Below are 15,667 nucleotides of genomic sequence, written 5' to 3'. Positions count from 1 at the left end.
TCAGTAATAAAAAGGTTCAGTTAAATGAGCCTTTTTATATATATTTTTACTCGCACAACAGGGGAGAGATGGAAAATGAGAAAAATCAGTAAAGTGCTGGTGGCAAACAGGGGAGAAATCGCTATTCGCGTATTTCGTGCTTGTACAGAACTTCACATTCGTACAGTAGCTATTTACTCAAAAGAAGACTCAGGTTCTTACCATCGTTACAAAGCGGATGAGGCTTATCTTGTCGGCAAAGGCAAAAAGCCTATTGACGCCTATCTTGATATTGAAAATATTATCGAGATTGCCAAGCAGGCAGAAGTGGATGCGATTCATCCAGGCTATGGTTTTTTGTCAGAAAATATAGAATTTGCTAGACGTTGCGAGGAAGAAGGAATTATTTTTATCGGCCCTAAATCCCAGCATTTAGATATGTTTGGTGATAAAGTAAAAGCGAGAGTTCAAGCTCAACGGGCAGATATACCTGTGATCCCGGGTACAGACGGTCCTGTCTCCGATCTTGAAGAGGTAGTAGCTTTTGGAAGAGAGCACGGCTTTCCGATTATAATTAAAGCAGCGCTTGGCGGTGGCGGGCGTGGTATGCGGATTGTCCATAGCGTTGAAGAAGTGAGAGAAGCCTATGAGCGGGCAAAGTCAGAAGCAAAAGCGGCTTTTGGCAATAGTGAAGTGTATGTAGAGAAGTTTGTTCAAAATCCGAAACATATTGAAGTGCAGATTCTTGGAGACCATCAACGAAATATCATTCATCTTTACGAGCGCGATTGTTCGGTACAGCGTCGCCATCAAAAGGTAGTAGAAGTCGCTCCATGCGTCTCACTGTCTGAAAAGTTGCGCAACGACATTTGTAACGCAGCAGTTAAGTTAATGAAAAACGTCGACTATTTGAATGCAGGTACAGTAGAATTCCTTGTTGCTGACAATCAATTTTATTTTATTGAAGTAAATCCACGTGTTCAGGTGGAACATACGATTACAGAAATGGTGACGGGAATTGATATTGTTCAATCACAAATCCTGATTGCGGAAGGCCATTCTTTACACAGTGAAAAAGTCGGCATTCCTGCACAGGAGGATATTACGATTCATGGCTATGCGATTCAATCACGAGTTACAACAGAAGATCCGCTGAATGACTTTATGCCAGATACAGGAAAAATCATGGCGTATCGTTCTGGTGGCGGCTTTGGCGTCCGGCTAGATGCAGGGAACGGCTTCCAAGGATCCATCATTACTCCGTATTATGACTCGCTGCTTGTGAAGGTATCTACACAGGCGCTCACTTTTGAGCAGGCTGCATCCAAGATGCTGCGCAACCTAAAGGAATTCCGAATTCGGGGCATTAAAACAAATATTCCATTTTTAGAAAATGTCATGCGTCATGAGAATTTCATTACAGGTAATTATGATACGTCGTTTATTGATACGACACCGGAGCTATTCATCTTCCCGAAAAGCAAAGACCGCGGAACAAAAATGCTAAACTATATCGGCAATGTGACGATTAACGGCTTTCCAGGCATTGAGAAAAAGAAGAAGCCTCTGTTTGACCAGCCACCTGTTCCCAAAGTCAACCGCCTACAATCGGCTGCCTCTGGTACTAAACAGATTTTAGATGAAAAAGGAGCAGAGGGGCTCGTTGAATGGGTGAAATCCCGGTCCGAAGTATTGCTGACAGACACAACTTTCCGAGACGCTCATCAGTCCTTGCTCGCTACTCGCGTGCGGACCAATGATTTGCTCCGCGTTGCTGAACCAACAGCAAAATTGTTGCCGGATGTGTTCTCTTTAGAAATGTGGGGCGGAGCCACCTTTGATGTTTCCTACCGCTTTCTGAAAGAAGATCCGTGGAAACGTCTGATCTCGTTAAGAGAGCAAGTACCAAATGTCTTGTTCCAAATGCTTCTCCGGGCTTCCAATGCAGTGGGCTACACAAATTATCCAGATAATGTTATCCGCGAGTTTGTTGAGCAATCTGCTGCTACCGGTATTGATGTATTCCGCATTTTTGACAGCTTAAACTGGATCAAGGGAATGGAAACAGCGATCGATGCTGTTCGTCAAACCGGAAAGATTGCAGAGGCTTCCATTTGTTATACAGGGGACATTGAAGATTCAACCCGCCCGAAATACAATATTCAGTATTACAAAGATATGGCGAAGGAACTTGAAAATCAGGGGGCACATATTCTAGGCATTAAAGATATGGCCGGATTGTTAAAGCCGCAATCCGCTTATCGATTAATTTCAGAATTAAAAGCGACCGTCGATCTTCCGATTCATTTGCATACCCATGATACGAGCGGCAACGGCATTTACATGTATGCCAAAGCGATTGAAGCCGGCGTTGATATTGTGGATGTAGCGGTCAGTACGATGGCTGGGTTAACTTCACAGCCAAGTGCCAATACGCTTTGTTACGCACTAAAAGGAACGGAGCGGGAGCCTTCCGTCAGCATCGATGCTTTGGAAGAGCTGTCCCATTATTGGGAAGGGGTCAGAAAGTATTATCAAGATTTTGAGAGTGGAATGGTCGCTCCTCATACAGAAATTTATAAGCATGAAATGCCGGGCGGTCAATACAGCAATCTCCAGCAGCAGGCAAAAGCCGTCGGGCTGGGGGAACGCTGGGAAGAAGTTAAGGATATGTACAGCCGTGTAAACCTGATGTTTGGAGATATTGTCAAAGTAACGCCTTCTTCGAAGGTCGTTGGCGATATGGCGCTCTTCATGGTACAAAACAACCTAACGGAAGAAGACGTACTGGAAAAAGGGGATAAAATTGACTTCCCGGATTCTGTTATTGAACTGTTTGAGGGATATTTAGGCCAGCCGTACGGCGGATTCCCGAAGCAATTGCAAAAGGTCATCCTAAAAGGAAAAGAGCCGCTTACCGTCCGTCCGGGCGAGCTGCTAAAGGATGTGGACTTTGAGGCTCTGCGGGAAGAGTTATCTAAGGAACTGGACCGACAAGTCACAGATCATGATGTGATCGCTTATGCTTTATATCCAAAAGTGTTTAAGGAATATGTGAGAACGATCGATCAGTTTGGCGACGTATCCGTACTGGATACACCGACATTCTTATATGGAATGAGATTAGGGGAAGAAATTGAAATTGAGATTGAAACAGGAAAAACATTGATTGTGAAGCTTGTTTCTATCGGTCAGGCGCAGGCAGATGGCACCCGCATTGTCTACTTTGAATTAAATGGTCAGCCACGTGAAGTAGTGATTAAAGATGAAAGCATCAAATCTTCCGTTGCTTCCAAGATCAAAGCAGATCCAAAAAATGAAAGCCATTTGGCAGCGACTATGCCTGGAACGGTGATTAAGGTGCTCGTCGAAAAAGGTGAAAAAGTCGTTCAGGGCGACCATTTATTGATTACGGAAGCGATGAAAATGGAAACAACAGTTCAGGCACCATTTTCAGGCATTGTAACCAATATACATGTTCAAAACGGTGAAGCGATCTCTACAGGAGACTTGTTAATAGAACTAGAAAAGTAAATAAAAAAAGAAGCAGGCCCAGACCTGCTTCTTTTTTTATGAAACTTTCGAAATATTGTCGGCATTCATTTTGCTTCTGGAAATGAGAAGAATAAAATAACATAGCAGGCCAAACAAACAAGAGATAAATAGAGCATGCGCTAATGCTATGTAGAGATTAAGCTTGGTAAAGATGATCGTGGCACCTGATAAGACCTGCAAAGAGACAAGGAAACAAGCAATGATCCATCCCCAGTAAATCACTCGCTGCTGCTTATAATATTTCACAGCAATAACCGTGATGTAGACGATCCACAAAAAGATGAGACCGGCAGCAAGACGATGCCCCATTTGAATCCATTGATAAGTATTCAGTGGCATAAAAGGATTGCTATTCAGGCAAAAGGGCCAATCGGAACAAGTTAAACTGGCGTTGGTATGCCGTACAAGAGCTCCGGTGTAGACAACTAAGTAACTATAAAGTGTTACACAAATAGTATGCCATTTCATTCGTTTGTCAATAATTAACGAAGAAGCATCGAACTTTTGATCAACTTCAAAGATCAAAAGAGTTAACAACAGAACAGCAGAAAAAGAAATGAGCGAAATGCCAAAGTGAAGAGCGAGAACAAAGTCGCTTTGCCCCCATTTTACTGCCGCTGCTCCGATCAAGGCTTGCGCAATTAAAAAGAACAGAGACATGACAGCTAAGAACTTGGTTTCCCTCTTGTGGCCTATTAGCCGCCAGGAGAGAATAGACAATGCGGCTACGAGCAAGCCGGCAACACCAGAGACAACCCGATGGGATAATTCGATAATTGTTTCTATCGTAATATCCTCAGGAATCAGTTGTCCGTGGCACAGCGGCCATTCATTCCCGCATCCAAGTCCAGAGTCGGTTTTTGTCACTAAGGCACCGCCCAGTAAGACAAGAAGCATGACGAACGTTGTCAAAACCGCTAGCCATTTCAAAGAGCGTTGCATGTTTTTCACCTACTTATATATAGTGCAAAAAGGAGATTATAAAAGAGTTCATCTTCTCGATAATACAGAAGATGAGATAAAAAGACAACTTGTAAAATTATTTGTAAATGTTATGCTTATACGTAGAAGATACGAGTAGACTGATTTCTTTGAAAACGCGAACAAATAAGCTTTTGCAGCTTTTGTTATTATTATCCTATAAAACTAAATCGATAGGAATAGCGCTTTTTCAGCGGACACAAATTCGACATAATTAGTTCATTATGTGTTCACAAAAAAACAAGCTGATATGATTTAATATGGAATGAACAGTGGTTTTTGGTGCCCTTTGGTAAAAAAGCTAAGGCCTCACCAGCTATTCAAAAGACAAACCGCTTGTTTTTAGAGAGGGGGGAAAAAGGTGTCACGTGCCACAACTACGATGGGGAATACTGAACTTCCAGAAACGACAGCCCTGAAGGATTTCCTTGCTTTAATTAAAATCGGTATCGTTAATTCTAACTTGATTACTATTTTCACAGGGCTGTGGCTGGCAATCGTTTTTAACGGCCTGCACTTTCTAACTCAGCTGGATACAGTTTTTTACACGCTTATCGGATCATCCCTGATTATTGCAGGTTCAGCCAGTTTAAATAACTTTATTGACCGGGATATTGACCCGCTTATGGAGAGAACGAAAGGGCGTCCTACAGTTACAGGGAAAATAAGCTATCCAAAAGTAATGTTAATTGGTGTCGCTTTCATTATTATTGGGACAGCTTTTTTGTTCCTCACAACATTTACAGCCGGCCTTATTGGCTTAATCGGCGTATTTAGTTATGTTGTCGTTTATTCCATGTGGTCTAAGCGTCGCCATGTTAGCAACACAGTAGTGGGCAGTATTTCTGGAGCTGTGCCGCCGCTAATTGGCTGGGCAGCTATTGACCCTAATCTGGATATTGTTGCCTGGATGTTATTTTTAATTATGTTCATTTGGCAGCCGCCGCATTTTTATGCGTTGGCTATGAGACGATGTGAAGAATATCGGGCTGCTGGCATTCCTATGCTGCCGGTAGTGAAGGGGTTTGCTGTTACAAAACGTCATACAATGATTTGGGTGCTGGCTCTCTTGCCGCTTCCATTCTTTATGACATCATTGGGCACTGCCTTTGTTGTTTTAGCAACAGTTTTGAATATAGGGTGGCTTGCTCTTGGGGTATCTGGGTATAGAATGAAGGATGATCTCAAATGGGCAAAGCTGATGTTTATTTATTCGTTGCAGTACTTAACTGTCCTGTTTGTAGCGATGGTTATTTTTACTGTTATTTAATTCACAGGAATTCTTTCTTGTTAAAGAAATCCATATATAGCTCATATCGCTGCAGAAATTCATAAGAAAGAGGGGTTTAATTAAGCTATGAAAGATAGGCTAACTAAATGGCGTCTTTTATCAGTCTTTGCCGTGTTGGCACTCGTGTTGTCAGGCTGTGGTGAACCATTCCTTTCCACGCTCAAACCTGCCGGAGAAGTGGCTAAACAGCAATATGATCTGATGATTTTAAGCACAATCATCATGATAGGGGTTATTGTTGTAGTTACTGTCATTTTCGTTCTTGCCATTACTCGCTTCCGCCGGAAAAAAGGTGACGAAAACAAAATTCCTAAGCAAGTGGAAGGAAGTCATTTGCTTGAAATCATTTGGACAGTTATTCCTATTATCCTTTTGCTGATCCTTGCTGTGCCGACTGTTGCAGCTACATTTGAACAGGCTAATGTAAAGGAAATGGATAAGAAGCCAAATAAAGACGGAGTGCGTGATGCACTTGTTGTTAACGTACGTGCAAATCTTTACTGGTGGGAGTTTGAATATCCTGACTATAAAGTGATCACGTCTCAGGAACTGGTCGTTCCAACAGATCAAAAGGTATATTTTAATTTGATTTCATCTGATGTAAAGCATTCATTCTGGATTCCTGCTGCGGGAGGAAAAATGGATACGAACACAGATAACGTGAACAAATTTTGGCTGAAATTTGATGGCGATAAAGCGCAAGAAGCCAATAACTTGTTCTATGGAAAATGTGCGGAGCTTTGCGGACCGTCCCATGCTTTGATGGACTTCAAAGTGGAAACAAAATCACAAGATGATTTCAAAAATTGGTTGAGCGCTATGCAATCTGCTAAGGCAGCTACGCCAACTGATACAGCTGCAGCGCAAGGTCAAAAACTCTTTGAACAAAATTGCTTAAGCTGTCACGCAACAAGCCCTGACGACGCACGTCCAGAGCAAGCTAGACTTGCACCGAACTTAGCTACATTCGGTGAGCGTTCACGTGTTGCCGGAATACTGGATCATAACGAAGAAGAGTTGAAAAACTGGATTCGTAATCCTGAAAAGTATAAGCCGGGCAATAAGATGTCAGGTACTTATAAACAATTGAATGAGCAAGAACTTGATCAATTAGCAGCATACTTGATGAGCTTGAAAGTAGAAGAACAATAAGGATTAGAAAAAGAAGGAGGTAAAACCGTTGAGTACCATTGCACAAAAACGAGGTTTCGCAAGTACGGTATGGGACTATTTAACAACAGTCGATCATAAGAAAATTGCGATTCTTTATTTAATCGCGGGTGGAATCTTTTTCCTAATGGGCGGTATAGAGGCAATGATGATACGGGCTCAGCTGGCTGTACCAAATAATGACTTTGTCAGCGCAGGCTTGTACAATGAATTGCTTACTATGCACGGTACAACAATGATTTTCTTAGCAGCGATGCCTTTGCTGCTCGGCTTTATGAATGCTGTTATGCCGCTGCAAATTGGAGCGCGTGACGTAGCATTCCCGTTTATTAACGCACTTGGTTTTTGGCTATTTTTCTTCGGAGGATTATTCTTAAACTTATCATGGTTTCTAGGCGGAGCTCCTGATGCAGGCTGGACTTCATACGCCTCTTTATCACTTGCTTCAGAAGGCCATGGAATTGATTTTTATGCTTTGGGGTTACAGATCTCAGGGTTTGGTACGTTAATGGGGGGGATTAACTTCCTCGTTACGATCATTAACATGCGCGCTCCTGGCATGACTTATATGAGAATGCCATTGTTTACATGGACAACATTTGTTGCTTCTGCATTAATTTTATTCGCGTTTCCTCCACTGACTGCTTCAATCTTTATGTTAACGTTCGACCGTATGTTCGGCGCTAACTTCTTTAACGTAGCAGCAGGGGGTAATACAATTATCTGGGAGCATTTCTTCTGGATCTTCGGACATCCGGAAGTATACATTTTGATTTTACCGGCTTTCGGTATTTTCTCGGAAATTTTTTCAACGTTCTCAAGAAAACGCCTGTTTGGATATTCATCCATGGTATTCGCAACCGTATTAATCGGCTTCCTAGGATTCATGGTATGGGCCCACCATATGTTTACAGTGGGACTTGGCCCGGTAGCAAACGCTATTTTCGCAGTTGCGACAATGGCTATTGCGGTACCTACAGGTATTAAGATCTTTAACTGGCTTCTCACCATTTGGGGAGGAAGCATTAAATTTACTGTACCGATGCTTTACGCTGTTGCCTTCATTCCGTCTTTCGTGGCTGGTGGGGTAACAGGAATTATGCAGGCCGTAGCGCCAGCAGATTATCAGTATCATGATACTTACTTTATCGTTGCGCATTTCCACTACGTTATCGTTGGTGGGGTAGTATTTGCTCTGTTAGCTGGAGTACATTTCTATTGGCCAAAAATGTTTGGAACCATGCTAAGTGAAAAAATCGGGAAATTTACGTTTGTCTTTTTCTTTATTGGTTTCCACTTAACATTCTTTATCCAGCACTTCCTTGGTCTAATGGGGATGCCTCGTCGCGTGTGGACGTTCCTTCCGGGTCAAGGACTTGATACTGGAAACCTAGTCAGTTCCATTGGAGCGGCTTTCATGGCAATCTCTGTTATTTCATTGTTAGTGAATGTAGTAATCACTTCTGTCAAAAATGAAAGAGTGGGCAATGATCCATGGGGAGATGGCCGTACGTTAGAATGGGCAATCCCTTCACCGCCTCCATTCTATAACTTTAAGCAATTGCCACTCGTACGTGGTCTGGATGCTTATTGGCTAGAGAAGATGGAAGGCAAACAAACGTTAACACCGGCTGAGCCAATTGGTGATATCCATATGCCAAACGGTTCATTTACACCGTTTGTGATCTCTCTTGGCTTATTCATTGCTGCTTTTGGAGCTATGTACCATGTAGATGATAAAGCATGGGCAATTCCAGTATTAATTGGTGGATTAGTGATCACTTTTGGTGCGATGATCTATCGTTCAATTAAAGACGATCATGGCTTCCATATTCATAAAGAAGATTTAATTGAGGAAAATGATGATAAGGGGGTTAAGGCGTAATGCAAGCTGAAGAAAAATACACACCCCAAACATGGCCTGAATCACCTGAAAAAGCAACCCTTGAAGGAAAAAACAAATTTTTAGGTTTCTGGTTATTCCTAGGCGGAGAGACGGTATTGTTTGCCTCTCTCTTCGCTACCTACATTGCATTGAAAGATAAGGTACCGAGCCCAGATCATATGCTGGCAAAAGATTTATTTGAACTGCCATTGGTATTCGTCATGACAATGCTCTTGTTAACAAGCTCATTAACAAGCGTATATGCCATGTACCATATGAAAAACTACAGCTTTAAGAAAATGCAGCTCTGGCTGTTAATTACGGTTATTCTTGGCCTTGGTTTCCTAGGCTGTGAACTTTACGAGTTCCATCATTACTATACTGAATACAACCATACGTTTACTAGCAGTGCATTTGGCTCCGCTTTTTATACGTTAACTGGTTTCCATGGTGCCCACGTTATCTTTGGATTAGTGTGGATCACTTTGTTAATGGTTCGGAATGCAGGCCGTGGATTGAATCTTTACAATGCGCCTAAATTTTACTTGGCAAGCCTTTATTGGCACTTTATCGACGTTGTATGGGTATTTATCTTTACGGTAGTATACTTAATGGGAATGGTGGGATAATTGATGGTAAATAATCAATCGAATTCAAACAACCCAAGACTCAGTTATGATTACCGCCGCAAAAAGAATGCAGAAGGTATGAGAATTCAGGTAGCAACATTTACCTTAATGATCTTTTTCACTGTTGTTTCTTTTGTAGCAGTAGGAGCAGATTTCTCTAAATGGTTTGTCATTCCATTTATTCTACTCTTGGCAGTAGTACAAGTGGGCTTCCAGCTTTATTATTTCATGCATATGAGTGAGAAGGGCCATGAAGCACCATCCCTGTTTATGTGGTCAGGTGTTACAGTTGCCTTCTTGACCATATTAGCTTTTATGACGATCATTTGGTGGTAATTGTTCGCAAGCGTTAAGGTTTGCAAATTCTTCTCGTTACACAAAAGCCGGCTCTTTTTAGAGCCGGCTTTTTTTGTGATCGATCAGCTTTATCGCGTTGTCATGAACTTGTCAATTCGGAACATTGCTAGGGAAAATAGGGAACGTTATAATGTAAGCAGGGCATTGAATATGATATCGAGGTGAAAGGGAATGCCGATTAGTATCTTTGGATCTCAAGCGCTATGGAGTCCTTATTTTCTCGTGCTGTTAATATTGCTAACCGTCCTTTACTTCTTAGGAACAATGAAATGGAGAAGTAAGTTCGAAGGCAAGGAGCCGTTGATGAAACATCAGGCCGCTTTATTTGTGACAGCCATGGTAGTGTTGTATGCAGTGAAGGGTTCGCCAATTGATCTGTTAGGTCATATTATGTTTACGTATCATATGATTCAGATGGCCGTTCTTTATTTGGTGGTTGTTCCTCTATTTTTAAGAGGTGTTCCTTGGTGGGTATGGAAAAAAATAATTGACCATCGTATGGTCAAGCCCGTCTTTAACTTTTTCACAAAGCCGCTGATCGCTTTAATTTTGTTTAACGGTCTATTTTCAATTTATCATTTGCCAATCGTTTTTGATTATATTAAGATGAGCATGCTTCTCCATAGTTTGTACACGATTGGATTGTTTGTTTTTGCTCTCTTTATGTGGTGGCCATTAGTAAATGACATGCCAGAAGGTAGAAAATTGAGCGGTCTTAAGAAAGTGGGCTATATTTTCGCTGATGGGATTCTATTGACACCTGCATGTGGGCTGATTATATTTGCTTCTGCTCCAGTATACGCTACTTACAGCGATGCAGGTGCTTGGCTTCAAGCAATGGAGCTTTGTGTCCCAACTTCTACTCTGCAAGGATTGAGCCTAAGTGGCCCTGAGCTTTTCTCGAGTATGCCTGTGATGGAAGACCAACAGCTTGGTGGAGTCATCATGAAAATCATTCAAGAGATTGTGTACGGCTGTATGCTTGCCTTCGTATTTTTTGAGTGGGTTCGCAAGGAGAAAGAAGAAACGGAGGAAATGAGTGCCTCTGCTTTGATGAATCATCAGGCAGATTACACAAAATAATGGTGGAAAGGAAAGGGAAACCTTCCTTTCCTTTTCCTGCATAGTTATCTGAAAGATTACAAATGGGAAAGAGGAATAAAGATGTCACTACCTATTTTGCCCACAATTAGCACAACCTTTATCGTGTTAAGCGCAATTACCGTTGCCATTGGATGGGCGCAAATAAAACAAAGAAAAATCGAGCAGCACAAAAAAACAATGCTTTTGGCCGCTGTTTTTGCTATTGTTTTTTTTGTTATTTATGCTAGCCGAACGGTTTTTATCGGCAACACAGCTTTTGGCGGTCCGGAAGATATTAAGATTTACTACACCATCTTTTTAATTTTTCATATCACATTAGCCACTGTGGGAGCTGTCTTAGGAATTATCACTATTATTTTAGGGCTGAAAAATAATCTAGAAAAACATAGAAAACTTGGACCAATTACGAGCATTATTTGGTTTTTTACAGCTATAACTGGCGTAGCCGTTTATTTGCTGCTGTATGTATTTTATAAAGGTGGAGAAACAACTTCAGTTATTAAAGCTATTCTTGGGTTTTAAAGGAAAGAAAAAGCGCATGAAATGATTCATGCGCTTTTTAGATTATTAAAAAGTGAACTGTTCCACTTCGTTTTTAAGATCACTTAGAATTTTTTCACATGTTTCCACTAGAGATGCTGGGAAGTTTTCATCTTCTCCGTATTCTACACCGTGTGGATAATAATATTTACCAAGTACAGGAGACATTAATTGGATAGTTGCATCCGAGGAACCAACATCACCTTCAACAGCATATCCAAAAACACGTAGATAGTATGTACCTTCTTTAAGATCAAACCTGCGGTCGAACGTAACCCGTTCGTAATCCCATTGTCCTGCAAGAACTAGTTTGTGTGACCGACAGATATAGTTCAATCGATCAAAATCAATCCGTAAATTCTCTAAACCCGTATTTTCAAATTTCATGAAAAATCCCTCCTGAATATCTTAGCGTACCTCTAATCTATTTCCGCGCTTTTAATCTACCGCTCCAATAATAATAATAGTCGAAAAAAGTGTTTCTTGCAATGAAATGAGGAGAAACAGACAAATCTTTTCCACCAAATAATGGAGCAATTTCATAGAAAATAGCAGAATATTTTTTAAATTATTTGCAGTGAGTGATACAAGATGAGCATAGTGTTATAATGTGAGTAATATATGGCAATAATGCCTGCACAGGAACAAAAAAGGGGGGAGTCTTCTGCGATCAGTCATCAGAATTCTGGTGGTAATGTCTATCATTTTAATAGGCGGAATTTATTTTAACCAGGCGAGAGAAGAAAATGAAGTCCTGCACAATTCCGCTACAACCAATCCTGCAAAACATGACATGAATATGCAAAAGGAATTGGAAGATAGAAATAAGCCAGTCCGAGCGGTGGAAAAGCCAGCATCCGGCGCTGGATTTTATATTGGGAAAGAGTCGGCGTTATTAAGAAAAGCCATGGGAGAACCTATTCGCAAAGATCCTTCCGCCTACGGGTATGAATGGTGGATTTATAATAGCAATCATCAATATGTACAATTTGGTGTGGAGAATAATCAAGTAGTCACAGCCTATGCCGCTGGCGACACGGACGTTTCTCCATTTAAAATGGATCAGCCTGCCAAAGATCTTTTTCAAATGTATGACCTTCGCATGGATATAGTGGTTGAGAATAATTCTGGTACTTATCGTTTTGAGTTGTCAGAAGAAGATTATAATATGAGACCAATGGTTAAGGTTGGAGATATATATGCCCAGTTGTATATGGATAAATTCTCTGGTACGTTGTCTAGCGTGCGTTACTTAACGAGGGATTACTTAATTAAACAAAGGCCCTATGAGATGGTGTATAGAGGAGAATTGCCAGCCGATCCGGAGCTCTCTGACTCTGCATGGCAGCAGATTGAAAACGGGAGTGAAAAGCAAATATTTGATCTTACCAATATTATTAGAGAGAAGCATAACTTAAATGGATTGTCATGGGATGAAGAAACAGCTAAAGTAGCAAAACAGCATAGTAAAGAAATGTATGATAAACAATATTTTGCTCATGAATCTCCTTCCTCAGGAGATCTGGGGGATCGGCTGAAAGAAGCTAAGATTGACTATGAGCTCGCTGGCGAAAATATAGCAGCGAATTATACAGATGGACCGTCTGCTGTAGAAGGATGGCTAAATTCCAAAGGGCATCGAGAAGCTTTACTACAAAAAGAATTTACATCTCTAGGCGTAGGTGTTTACCAGAAATATTATACTCAAAATTTTATTGCCAAATAATTAAAAAAGCAGCTGTTCTAGCAAACAGCTGCTTTTTTAATTATTTTTTCTTTAAGAGGAAAAAGGTACCCGTTGCATGGGCTACTTTTTTTCCATCTGCTCTCAAAGCTTCTCCCTCTACAACGATTGTTTTTGAGCCTTTGTGCAGCACGCGAGCTTTTACAGTAAGTTCATCGCCTGTTCCGGGAGCAATGTAATGAATATTTAAGTTAGACGTAACGGTTGCATAGCCTTCAGGAGTGGCGGTGTAGGCAGCTGAACCCATAGCTGAATCCAATACCGTAGCCGTCACCCCTCCATGGACAATATTGAGAGAGTTATTCGACAAGTCAGTAATTGGCATCCGGACGACACATTCATTCTCCTCGATTTCTCTCTCTAATTGAAACAGTCTTCCTATGTAAGTACCGTTTCCTTCTCTTTTCTCCAAATAGCCTTTCAGCAGTTGCTCCAATACCTCTAGATCTTTTTTGGTTGCTTTCTCCAGACTTTGTTCAATCAACGAGTAAATTTTTTCTTTCATTTAAATTTCTCCCTTTCTCCCCGGTTTATCTATCAGAAAGGCTAAAGAACGCCCCTTCAGCCGGTATGTCTTCTGCCTGCCATCCAAGGCATCCAACTCTGTTTTTATTATCATATCACTTTTTGCAAATATAAACATTTCTTCACTTTTTGGCGGTTGTTCCATAATGTATTAGTAGCAAATCAGTTGGGCGGGGATACGGAGGGGAAATAGTTGTTACATCCACGAGTAAAGGAGTTCAAAGAGTTTATGGAGGAGAGGCCGGATTTAAGGCGGATGGTGCGGAAGCGGAGTGTTACATTACAGGAGCTTTTTGAGGAGTGGCATTTATCAGGAACTGTCACCTTCAAGGAAGAAGAGGACAGTCGCAATAAATCGGAAACAAATTTTCAGTCAGCGGACTGGACAGTTAAATTAGCAAAAGTGCTGTCTTTATTTGAAGGGATGAAATGGAGCAATATTTTATCCGACGTACAAGGAATGTTAGAGATGGCACAAATTTATTTAGCTGATTTAGCAGAACAGCAAAAAGAGAAAAAATAAATAAAATGAGCTCATACGTTTACAGGAGGGATAGGATGAGACAGGAGATTATGGAAAAAATAAGAACAAATAAAGAATGGCGCAATTATTTACGAAAAGAACCGTCCTGGTACCGGCTGTTAAGTCGCAACCCTTATCAAATAGAGGAATTTGAAAGGGCCAGTCTACAATTTTACAAAAAGACTTTCCCTGATCGGTTAGGCCGTTTAAACGATGGAATACAGATGGCTTCGGCTTTAATGTATATGATGCAATCGCAATTCTTTCAACCTGCACCTCAAGCAGCCCCCCAACCTGAAGAAGCGTCCGAGACAGCGGAGCAGCCAGAAGGAGCGGCGGAACAGACGGGAGAAATGAGCGGAAACGAGCAATAAAAATCGCCGAATATGCACACACTACCTGAAAAGGAGTGTGGGCAATGAAGTGGTTAATCGTCATTTTTACAATGATTACCTTGTCAGGATGCAGAACAAATATTCCTGAACCAGAGGCAATTTCTCCCTCTGCTTCAATAGGAGAAGCAGAGGCCCAGACAACTGAGAAAACTTGGACTGTGAGGCATTTATTAAGAGGGAATAACGTATTTGTCGAATTAATTGTGCCTGGTGTTTCTTTCTCAAATAATGGGACAAATTCACAACAGAAGGGGCAGGTGTCTGTTTACGTGAATGGCCAACATTATCAAACCTATCATACTGCTGCTTTTATTGTAAAAGGGTTGCATTCAGGCAGCCATCAAATAGAGATTAAATTAACCGATGAAGCGAATCGTCCGCTCGGTTATGAAAAATCGTTTGCTGTATCCATTCCGTAAATAGTTTTATTTAACAGATAATATGTTAAAATAGGGAATGGAGGTGGGCTAAATGCTTACAGCTACAATTGAAAAGATTAAAACTGTAGAACAAGCTGAGGAGCTTGCACATATGATTCTTAAATCGGAGGTAGCTCAACATTATCAGTCATGCTACTTTCTTTTATATACAAACCCTGTCACAAAAGAAAAAATCAATCGGTTTAGCCGGCTGAAAGATCAATATGAAGAAGTACAACGATTTGGACGTTATCATCCGGATTATAGCAGGGTCATGAAAGAAGTGAGGGAAGCAAAGAGAGAAATGGATTTAGATGAAAATGTCGCTGCTTTCCGGGTGGCTGAAAATGAATTACAAGCCTTGCTTGATGAAATTAGCGTCGTAATTGGCCGGGCTGTATCAGAAGGAATTAAAGTTCCAACAGGCAATCCATTTTTCTCATCGGGCTCTAGTTGTGGTGGCGGCTGTGGTTCTGGCTCAAGCTGCGGCTGCTCCGCTTAATAGCCGGCTGTTTATCTCTATAAGCGGACTTGCTCTTAGGCAAGGGGAATGATCTATTCGCAATCGAG

At 41.3% G+C, this 15,667-nt stretch carries 16 protein-coding genes; 13 read left to right on the top strand and 3 right to left on the bottom strand.

Annotation, left to right across the window (positions count from 1 at the left end):
- Positions 1-75: 75 nt before the first annotated feature.
- Positions 76-3,513: a pyruvate carboxylase gene (gene pyc / locus MKZ02_RS17590; protein ID WP_340854828.1), complete on the top strand. Its 3,438-nt coding sequence runs from the start codon at positions 76-78 to the stop codon at positions 3,511-3,513.
- Between the two features lie 36 nt (positions 3,514-3,549).
- On the opposite strand, the gene MKZ02_RS17585 is transcribed toward pyc, so the two are convergent.
- Positions 3,550-4,476 (bottom strand): COX15/CtaA family protein, encoded by a 927-nt coding sequence (locus tag MKZ02_RS17585; RefSeq protein ID WP_340854826.1) that lies wholly within the window; start codon positions 4,474-4,476, stop codon positions 3,550-3,552.
- A 421-nt stretch (positions 4,477-4,897) separates the two neighbouring features.
- Between MKZ02_RS17585 and cyoE the strand changes: the two genes are divergently transcribed.
- The 7 genes from cyoE to MKZ02_RS17550 all read left to right on the top strand — a co-directional run bounded on the left by cyoE (position 4,898) and on the right by MKZ02_RS17550 (position 11,473).
- A complete protein-coding gene (gene cyoE / locus MKZ02_RS17580; RefSeq protein ID WP_120038167.1) occupies positions 4,898-5,785 on the top strand; it encodes a heme o synthase in 888 nt (295 codons plus the stop codon).
- An 87-nt stretch (positions 5,786-5,872) separates the two neighbouring features.
- Positions 5,873-6,958 carry a cytochrome c oxidase subunit II gene (coxB, locus tag MKZ02_RS17575; RefSeq protein ID WP_340854824.1) on the top strand — a complete coding sequence of 362 codons (1,086 nt, stop codon included), beginning with the start codon at positions 5,873-5,875 and terminating at the stop codon, positions 6,956-6,958.
- A gap of 28 nt (positions 6,959-6,986) precedes the next feature.
- Positions 6,987-8,861 (top strand): cytochrome c oxidase subunit I, encoded by a 1,875-nt coding sequence (gene ctaD / locus MKZ02_RS17570; RefSeq protein WP_120037034.1) that lies wholly within the window; start codon positions 6,987-6,989, stop codon positions 8,859-8,861.
- Complete coding sequence (locus tag MKZ02_RS17565) at positions 8,861-9,490, top strand: cytochrome (ubi)quinol oxidase subunit III (protein WP_120037036.1); 630 nt, start codon at positions 8,861-8,863, stop codon at positions 9,488-9,490. Before ctaD ends, MKZ02_RS17565 begins: the two co-directional genes overlap by 1 nt.
- Before the next feature lie 3 nt (positions 9,491-9,493).
- Positions 9,494-9,826: a cytochrome c oxidase subunit IVB gene (gene ctaF, locus MKZ02_RS17560; RefSeq protein ID WP_120037038.1), complete on the top strand. Its 333-nt coding sequence runs from the start codon at positions 9,494-9,496 to the stop codon at positions 9,824-9,826.
- A gap of 192 nt (positions 9,827-10,018) precedes the next feature.
- Positions 10,019-10,930: a cytochrome c oxidase assembly factor CtaG gene (gene ctaG, locus MKZ02_RS17555; RefSeq protein WP_120037040.1), complete on the top strand. Its 912-nt coding sequence runs from the start codon at positions 10,019-10,021 to the stop codon at positions 10,928-10,930.
- An 81-nt stretch (positions 10,931-11,011) separates the two neighbouring features.
- Entirely contained in the window at positions 11,012-11,473 is a 462-nt protein-coding gene (locus tag MKZ02_RS17550) for a DUF420 domain-containing protein (protein WP_182917118.1), read from the top strand.
- A gap of 45 nt (positions 11,474-11,518) precedes the next feature.
- Here the strand turns inward: MKZ02_RS17550 and MKZ02_RS17545 are convergent, their stop codons facing one another.
- Complete coding sequence (locus tag MKZ02_RS17545; protein ID WP_120037044.1) at positions 11,519-11,878, bottom strand: YugN family protein; 360 nt, start codon at positions 11,876-11,878, stop codon at positions 11,519-11,521.
- A 307-nt stretch (positions 11,879-12,185) separates the two neighbouring features.
- On the opposite strand from MKZ02_RS17545, the gene MKZ02_RS17540 reads away from it, so the two are divergent.
- Positions 12,186-13,217 (top strand): CAP domain-containing protein, encoded by a 1,032-nt coding sequence (locus tag MKZ02_RS17540; RefSeq protein WP_259455731.1) that lies wholly within the window; start codon positions 12,186-12,188, stop codon positions 13,215-13,217.
- A gap of 40 nt (positions 13,218-13,257) precedes the next feature.
- Here the strand turns inward: MKZ02_RS17540 and MKZ02_RS17535 are convergent, their stop codons facing one another.
- The gene (locus MKZ02_RS17535; RefSeq protein ID WP_340854816.1) at positions 13,258-13,740 is read right to left on the bottom strand and encodes a PaaI family thioesterase; all 483 of its coding nucleotides are present in this window, start codon (positions 13,738-13,740) and stop codon (positions 13,258-13,260) included.
- Between the two features lie 213 nt (positions 13,741-13,953).
- On the opposite strand from MKZ02_RS17535, the gene ylbD reads away from it, so the two are divergent.
- Genes ylbD through MKZ02_RS17515 form a run of 4 tightly spaced genes read left to right on the top strand, consistent with a single transcriptional unit; the run spans position 13,954 to position 15,599 of the window.
- Complete coding sequence (gene ylbD / locus MKZ02_RS17530) at positions 13,954-14,283, top strand: spore coat protein YlbD (RefSeq protein WP_340854814.1); 330 nt, start codon at positions 13,954-13,956, stop codon at positions 14,281-14,283.
- A gap of 35 nt (positions 14,284-14,318) precedes the next feature.
- Positions 14,319-14,657 (top strand): YlbE-like family protein, encoded by a 339-nt coding sequence (locus MKZ02_RS17525; RefSeq protein WP_340854813.1) that lies wholly within the window; start codon positions 14,319-14,321, stop codon positions 14,655-14,657.
- 44 nt (positions 14,658-14,701) lie between these two features.
- Positions 14,702-15,097 carry a hypothetical protein gene (locus MKZ02_RS17520; protein ID WP_340854811.1) on the top strand — a complete coding sequence of 132 codons (396 nt, stop codon included), beginning with the start codon at positions 14,702-14,704 and terminating at the stop codon, positions 15,095-15,097.
- Between the two features lie 52 nt (positions 15,098-15,149).
- A complete protein-coding gene (locus MKZ02_RS17515; RefSeq protein ID WP_120037054.1) occupies positions 15,150-15,599 on the top strand; it encodes a YlbF family regulator in 450 nt (149 codons plus the stop codon).
- The last annotated feature ends 68 nt before the right edge of the window (positions 15,600-15,667 follow it).

The organism is Pseudobacillus sp. FSL P4-0506, from assembly GCF_038003025.1.
In the GTDB taxonomy this organism is placed as follows: Bacteria; Bacillota; Bacilli; order Bacillales; family Domibacillaceae; genus Pseudobacillus.
Note: the sequence above shows the minus strand (reverse complement) of the source record. Positions and strands in the feature narration are given on the sequence as shown.